Consider the following 5404-nt stretch of genomic DNA (forward strand, 5'->3'; position numbering starts at 1 on the left):
TCAAATACTGGCGGAGAGGGTGGGATTCGAACCCACGGTACGGGGATACCGTACGCCTGATTTCGAGTCAGGTACATTCGACCACTCTGCCACCTCTCCGTGGCTGGGTTCCGTAACGGCGGTTGTCCTGGTTTTTGCTTTTCCTTTTTACACCCAGGCTTCGGGTTTGAAAGGGGCTTGAAAAATCCAGGCTTCCCGCAGTTAGATCCCTGGTCGGAAGGATCTACGTTGTCGGAGCAGCGAAGCCCGCAATTATACATAGATTTTTTGGTTTGTGTAGCCCCTTCCGAAAATTCGCGGAATCGGGCCGGGCCCGGCATGCGAGGCCTAGCGGCCGAAGTAGCTGGCTACCTGTTCCAGGTCGGCCGGATCCAGCGTCCCTGCGTAGTATTTGAGCTTGACCCAGGCGCCCAGGTAGCCATATCTGGCCTGGGCCAGGTTGCGCAACGCGTCATACAGCTGCTGTTCGGCATTCAATACATCCACGTTGACGCGTTCCCCTCCGGCCACGCTCTTGCGGGTGGCGACGATCAACTGGTTGGCCGACGCAACCGCCAACTCATACGCCCGGATCTTCGCGACGGAACTCTTGTACAGGTTGTATTGCTTGCGCAGATCGTTGAGCAATGCGTCGCGCCGCGCGTCGCGCTCGTACCGCAGCTTTTCCATCGAATCGACCGCCTGTCCGGTCTGGGCGGACACCCGTCCTCCCGCGTACAGGGGGATGCTGACCTGCAGGCCCACGCTGTTGGTGGAATAGGTCTGGTTGTAGCTGCTCTCCGAGTTCGAGCTGTCCTTGCCCGCGCGGGCGTACAGGCCGACCTTGGGAAGATGCCCCGCCCGGCTCTTTTCGACATTGGCCGCGGCGGCGTCGATCGAGTGAGCCAGCGACTGGAGCGTTGCATTGTGCCGTAGCGCCAGTGCCTGCCAGGCTTCGTACTCATCGGGCAGCAGGGGCTTGATCGTGAACGGCCCGTGCAACGGCGCCAGCGTCAGGGCATTGAGCGGCAGGCCGCTGAGGGCGCTGAGTTCGCGATTGGCGGCGTCTTCATTGTCCTGCGCCTCGATCTCCTGGGCTTGCGCCAGGTTGTAGCGGGCCGATGTCTCCAGGATGTCGGTGCGCGTGCCTTCGCCGAGGTCGAGCAGACGCTGGTTCAGTTGCATGCGTTCCGAAAAACTCCGCTTTTGCGCCTGAGCCAGCAACAGCTGGTCCTTGGCATACAGCGCCTGCGTATAGGCTTCGAATACCCGGACCACCAGTTCCTGGCTTTTTCCTCGGTATGTTTCGTTGGAGAAGAGCGCCAGCGCCTCGCCCTGCCGATACGCGGAGATCGCTTCGTAGTCCAGCAACGGCTGCTGCAATTCCACGGAAGAGGAGTAGCTGCGATAGTTCCGGTGTTCGGTGATGTCGCCCAGGAACGTGCTTTGCGTCACCCTGGAGCGGTTCTGGCCGGTGGAGTATCGGTAATTGATGCTGGGCAGCAGTCCGGCGCGGCCGATATCCTTCTGGGCCACGCCCGCATCCCGGTCCTTGAGCGCGGCCTGGAAGGCGGGGTCGTTCCGCACCGCCAGCGCGTGCAGTTCGATCAGGTCGAGCGCGCGGGCCGGCGAGGCGCCCAGCATGACGAGTCCGGCCATCCAGGCGATGGCCGCGCGGCGGCGCCAATGCCCGGAGCGCTCAGGTCGCCGGGCGCAGTGTCGTGGGCTCATCGTTCGCGGATGCTCTCTTGCGCGTACTGGGTCAGGGGATCCAGGAAATACTGGATGATCCTGCGCTTGCCGGTCTTGACCTCGACGGTGACCTGCATGCCGGGCATCAGCCTGGCTTCCCGGTTTTCCGTCCGTATCGTCCGTTTCGGTATGCTGGCGCGCAAGGCATAGATGAGGCCCAGTTCCTTGTCTTCGATCGCATCTTCCGACACGGACTCGATCAAGGCCGGCAAGGTTCCGTATCGCGTATAGGGAAAGGTCTCGACCTTGATCTCCGCGGTCTGGCCTTTCTTCACGAAGCCCACGTCCTTGTTAGGCAGGAAGGCCTCCACCAGCACATTTTCCTCGTGGGGAACGACCAGCATCAGCTTTTCCGCCGCCATGACCACGCCGCCGACGGTATGCACGGCCAGTTGCTGGACGGTGCCGGAGACGGGCGCCGTCAGGCGCGTGTACAACAGGACCTGCCCGGCCTTGATCTGTTCCTGCCGCAATGACTCGATCTTTTGCCGGCTTTCGCGGATGCGTTCCAGATTGACCTGGATGGATTCCGCGATGAGGCTCGACTTTTGTTCCTCGGCGGAGGCAATCTGAGCCTGCAGCTCTTGCAGGCGGCTTGTCTGCGAGGCGAGGTCGCCCTCCAGCTCAAGGCGCAGCTGTTCGCGCTCGAGATAGGCGCTCCTGGGGACATACTGCTCTTGCGCCAGTTCCCGCAAGGACGCGGCCCGTTGCCTGGCAATGGGGCGGGTCGCCTCCAGCTTCTTGACCTGGGCCTGGACCGATGTCCATTCCGCCTTGCGCTGCAGGATTTCCGCGTCTATCGCGCGTAGCTTGGCCGCATGGGTGGCGAATTCGCCACGCGTCAGGTTCTGAGCATCCTGCCAGGCCGTCAACGGCGCATCGTCGGGCCGCGCCACCGTTGGCGCCGTGTTCGTCTGGATCGCGTCGAGCATGGCCTGCGCCCGGTTGGCCTCGATGGACAGGGCGGCGATCTCGTTCGAGATGCGCGCGATATCGGCCTTGGCGGCAACATCATCCAACTCCACCAGGATGTCGCCGGCGGCCACGGTATCGCCTTCCTGGACGAAGATGGCTTTTATCGTCGCCGTGCCCACCGGCTGGATGACCTTGGTCCGGTCACTGGGAATGATCTTGCCTTGCGCGACGGCGACGATGTCCACCTTGCCGAGGGTCGCCCACAGCAGAGTGGCGACCGCGATGCCGAGCAGCGACCACAACAGGACGCGCGGAAGCGGAGAGGCCGCCCGCAATTGCAGCTCAAGCGCGGCGGGCAGGAATTCAGCCTCTTCATCACGATAGCGTCGGGGATCCGTTTCGCTGCGAGTGGCCCACGCCGTGCGCCAGGCATCCCGATATTTGGCCAGCAGTTCCTTGAAGGCGCCCAAGCGTGTCGAGTCGCGCATGCTCAACCCTGCTGCATGCGCAGCAGCGCGCCGTAATGTCCGTCAGCCCGCTGCGCCAGTTCGTCGGGCGCGCCTTGCTCGACGACCAGTCCCTTGTCCAGAACGATGATCCGGTCGGCGTGCTTGACGGCGGACAGGCGATGCGCGATGACGATGACCGAACGGCCGCGTGAGATCTCTTTCATGTTTCCCTGGATGATGCTCTCGGATTCGTAATCCAGCGCGCTGGTGGCCTCGTCGAAGATCAGGATCCGAGGGTTGCTGATCAGCGCCCGGGCAATCGCCAGCCGCTGGCGTTGCCCGCCGGAGAGCGTCGCGCCATGCTCTCCGACCATCGTGTCATAGCCTTCGGGCAGTTCCGCGACGAAATCGTGAGCCCCCGCCAGGCGGGCCGCGCGGATCACGTCGGGCAGGGCGACGCCTGGGTCCGCCAGGGCGATGTTCTCCCGTATGCTGCGGTTGAACAGGATGTTGTCCTGGAGCACGACGCCGATCTGGCGGCGCAGGGAACTGGGATCTATCGTCGACAGATCGACGCCATCGATCAGGACCCGGCCGCGCTCCGGCGTGTACAGCCGTTGCAGCAATTTGGTCAGCGTGCTTTTCCCGGAGCCGGATCGGCCCACGATGCCTATGGACTCGCCCGGCCGGATGTCGAGCGATACGCCGCGCAGCACTTCGGGCATGCCGGGCTGGTAGCGGAACGCGACATTGTCGAACTCGATACGGCCTTGCAGGGCGGGTAGCGTGCTCTTCTGCGTCGACGGCTCGGTCCGCGCGTTCAGGATGTCTCCCAGCCGTTCGACGGAGATGCCGACCTGCTGGAAATCCGTCCAGAGCTGGGCGATCCGCATGACCGGCGTCGCCACGTGGCCGGCCAGCATGTTGAAGGCGATCAGCTGTCCGACCGTCAGTTCCCCGTCTATCACCAGCTTGGCCCCCAGCCACATCGTGGCCACGGTGACGAGCTTGCTGATGTAGGTGACGCTGCCGTTGGCCAGGATGCCGACGCGCGAGGCGTGAAATCCCGCCTTGATATAGCCGGCGAGCTGATTGTCCCAGCGCCGCATCCATTGCGGCTCCACGGCGGACGCCTTGACGGTCTCTATGCCGGTGATGGTCTCGACCAGGAAGGCCTGGTTTTCCGCGCCGCGCGAGAACTTCTCGTTAAGCTTGCGGCGCAATGACGGGGTGATCGCCAGCGACAGCAGAAAGTAGCAGGGCAGCGAGGCGACGACGATCCAGCTCAGCTTGGCGCTGTAGTAGAACATCACCGCCAGGAACAGCACCGAGAAAAACAAGTCGAGCACCAGGGTGATGGCGTTGCCGGTGAGAAAGGAGCGGATGTGCTCCAGTTCCCGCACGCGGGCCACGGAGTCCCCGACCCTGCGCGCCTGGAAATAGTTGAGCGGCAGATGGAGCAGGTGCCGGAATAGGCGCGATCCGAGCTCGACGTCGATGCGGCAGGACGTGTGCGTGAACAGATAGCTGCGCAGCGCGGTGATGAGCACTTCGAACGTGACGACGGCGAACAACCCGACCGCAATCACGTCCAGCGTGGTGAACCCCCGGTGCACCAGCACCTTGTCCATGATCACCTGGAAGAACAGGGGGGTTACCAGGGCGAAGAGCTGCAGCGAGAAAGAGGCGACGAATACCTCCGCCAGCATCTTGCGGTACTTCACGATGGCCGGGACGAACCAGCTGAAATCGAACTTCTGCAGCGCGCCCGCGGCGGACGCGCGCGACGTCGCCAGGATCAGCCTGCCGGACCACGAGGCTTCGAAAACCTGTATCGACAGAATCTCCGGGCCGGCAGATCTGGGGTGTTGAATCAGGACGCGGTCGCCGTCGTGCCGGGCGAGGATGACGAAGTCGCCATTGTCCATGACCGCGATCGCGGGCAGCGGCGTGGTACCCAGCCTGCTCATATCCACCGTCGCCAGGCGGCTCTTGAGGCCCAGCCGCCGGGAGGCGAGCAGGATCTGCTCGGTCGATAGCGGCTTGCCCTCGTCCGAGTACTGGTGCCGGATTTGCGCTGGATCCACCGGCAGCTGATGGTATCTGGCAAGCAGCATCAACGCGACGATGCCCGTGTCAAGCTCGGGTTGCGCTGTGGCGGCGGGTTGCGCTTGCGCGGTATCGGAATTTTCTTCGACTGCGATATGGCCGGACGACAAAGACATCGGGGGTGCACCTGGTTCCATATCGGCCATGCCGGCCTGCTGTCAGCAATGCGGCGGACGCCGCGCATCGGCGTGTCGTCGCGG

At 63.5% G+C, this 5404-nt stretch carries 3 protein-coding genes and 1 tRNA gene; all 4 read right to left on the reverse strand.

All coding sequences use genetic code 11. The features are described 5' to 3' along the window. Positions 1–8: 8 nt before the first annotated feature. A tRNA-Ser gene (locus ACEU5R_RS31615) sits at positions 9–99 on the reverse strand. A 228-nt stretch (positions 100–327) separates the two neighbouring features. Further along, on the reverse strand, positions 328–1638 hold the full coding sequence (locus ACEU5R_RS31620; protein ID WP_103272914.1) for a TolC family outer membrane protein: 1311 nt from the start codon (positions 1636–1638) through the stop codon (positions 328–330). A 68-nt stretch (positions 1639–1706) separates the two neighbouring features. Continuing rightward, positions 1707–3134, reverse strand: a complete 1428-nt coding sequence (locus ACEU5R_RS31625) for an HlyD family type I secretion periplasmic adaptor subunit (protein ID WP_103272915.1) — start codon at positions 3132–3134, stop codon at positions 1707–1709. A gap of 2 nt (positions 3135–3136) precedes the next feature. Continuing rightward, a complete protein-coding gene (locus ACEU5R_RS31630) occupies positions 3137–5341 on the reverse strand; it encodes a type I secretion system permease/ATPase (RefSeq protein WP_392413835.1) in 2205 nt (734 codons plus the stop codon). Positions 5342–5404 lie beyond the last annotated feature (63 nt).

This window comes from Achromobacter sp. 413638 (assembly GCF_043119405.1).
In the GTDB taxonomy this organism is placed as follows: domain Bacteria; phylum Pseudomonadota; class Gammaproteobacteria; order Burkholderiales; family Burkholderiaceae_B; genus Achromobacter.